Annotated in this window: 3 protein-coding genes; all 3 read right to left on the reverse strand. The window is 64.8% G+C overall.

Annotation, left to right across the window (positions count from 1 at the left end):
• The coding region (locus EDD54_RS00135; RefSeq protein WP_245515601.1) for a DUF2160 family membrane protein at positions 1 to 116 on the reverse strand (116 nt) is incomplete at its 3' end.
• Positions 116 to 1006 (reverse strand): carbohydrate ABC transporter permease, encoded by an 891-nt coding sequence (locus EDD54_RS00140; RefSeq protein WP_245515600.1) that lies wholly within the window; start codon positions 1004 to 1006, stop codon positions 116 to 118. The genes EDD54_RS00140 and EDD54_RS00135, both read right to left, overlap by 1 nt.
• A gap of 4 nt (positions 1007 to 1010) precedes the next feature.
• Positions 1011 to 1799, reverse strand: a 789-nt coding sequence (locus tag EDD54_RS00145) for a carbohydrate ABC transporter permease (protein ID WP_133673936.1), incomplete at its 5' end; no start/stop codon positions are given.

The raw sequence follows: 1799 nt of genomic DNA on the forward strand, positions 1-1799 counted from the left end.
CGCGGCGAGCCACCCGGCACCGCCCACTCCCACGCGCCCATCCCCGCGATCAGCGTCGCGATCACCACGAAGAAGATCGCCGTCGGCCACGTCCAGGCCATCCAGGAAAAGTCCATCACACCCTCCCCAGGGCGAAGCCCTTGGCGATGTAGTTGCGCACGAACCAGATCACGAGCGCGCCCGGGATGATCGTCAGCACGCCGGCGGCCGCCAGCACGCCCCAGTCGAGGCCGGAGGCCGAGACCGTGCGCGTCATGGTGGCGGCGATCGGCTTGGCATCGGTGGTCGTCAGCGTCCGCGCGATCAGCAGTTCGACCCAGGAGAACATGAAGCAGAAGAAGGCTGCGACACCGATGCCGCTCGCGATCAGCGGCGTGAAGATCTTTACGAAGAACGTCGGGAACGAATAGCCGTCGATGTAGGCGGTCTCGTCGATCTCCTTCGGCACGCCCGACATGAAGCCTTCCAGAATCCACACCGCCAGCGGCACGTTGAAGAGGCAGTGCGCGATGGCGACCGCGATGTGCGTGTCGATCAGGCCGAAGGCCGAGTAGAGCTGGAAGAACGGCAGGGCGAACACCGCCGGCGGCGCCATCCGGTTGGTCAGCAGCCAGAAGAACAGATGCTTGTCGCCGAGGAAGCGGTAGCGCGAGAAGGCGTAGGCCGCCGGCAGCGCCACGGCGATCGAGATCACCGTGTTCATCCCGACATACTGCAGCGAGTTGAGATAGCCGCCGTACCAGGACGGATCGGTGAAGATCACGATGTAGTTGCGCAGGGTCGGATTCGCCGGCCACAGCGCGAAGGTGCCGGTGATCTCCTGGTTCGTCTTGAAGCTCATGTTGACGAGCCAGTAGATCGGCAACATCAGGAAGACGATATAGGCGGTCGGGATCAGGAACGACAGCCGTGCGGCGCCGTCGGAGCGGGCGCGGCCGAGCGTGACGGCCCGGTCCCGACGGGGTGCGGCACTGGCGCGGGGCATGGTGGTGGCGTCTGTGGTCATGGCGTCACCGCTTCTCCTGGTCGGCCGTGGTCATCACCGTGTAGAAGACCCACGACATCAGCAGGATGATGAGGAAGTAGATGATCGACATCGCGGCGGCCGGGCCGAGGTCGAACTGGCCGATCGCGGTCTTGACGAGGTCGATCGACAGGAAGGTCGTCGAGTTGCCCGGGCCGCCGCCGGTGACGACGAAGGGCTCGGTGTAGATCATGAAGCTGTCCATGAACCGCAGCAGCACCGCGATGGTGAGGACGCGCTTCATCTTCGGCAGCTGGATGTAACGGAACACCGCCCAGCGCGAGGCACCGTCGATCTTGGCGGCCTGATAGTAGGCGTCCGGGATCGAGACGAGGCCGGCGTAGCACAGCAGCACCACGAGGCTGGTCCAGTGCCAGACGTCCATGACGATCACCGTCACCCAGGCGTCGACCGGATCCTTGACGTAGTTGTAGTCGACCCCGAGCGCCTCGAGCGTGTGGCCGAGCAGACCGATGTCGACGCGGCCGAACACCTGCCAGATCGTGCCGACCACGTTCCACGGGATCAGGAGCGGCAGCGCCATGGTGACGAGGCAGACCGGCACGCCCCAGCCCTTCTTCGGCATGGCGAGGGCGATGACGATGCCGAGCGGAATCTCGATGGCGAGGATCAGGCCCGAGAAGATCAGGTTGCGCATCAGGGCCTGATGGAAGCGCTCGGAGGCGAGCACCTCCTCGAACCACTGTGTCCCCGCCCAGAAGAACTCGTTGTTCCCGAAGGTGTCCTGGACGGAGTAGTTGACCACCGTCATCAG

The organism is Oharaeibacter diazotrophicus, from assembly GCF_004362745.1.
In the GTDB taxonomy this organism is placed as follows: Bacteria; Pseudomonadota; Alphaproteobacteria; order Rhizobiales; family Pleomorphomonadaceae; genus Oharaeibacter; species Oharaeibacter diazotrophicus.

Coding starts and splice junctions, on each gene's coding strand:
- EDD54_RS00140 (WP_245515600.1), bottom strand. CDS start 1,006: ATGACCACAGACGCCACCACCATGCCCCGCGCCAGTGCCGCACCCCGT.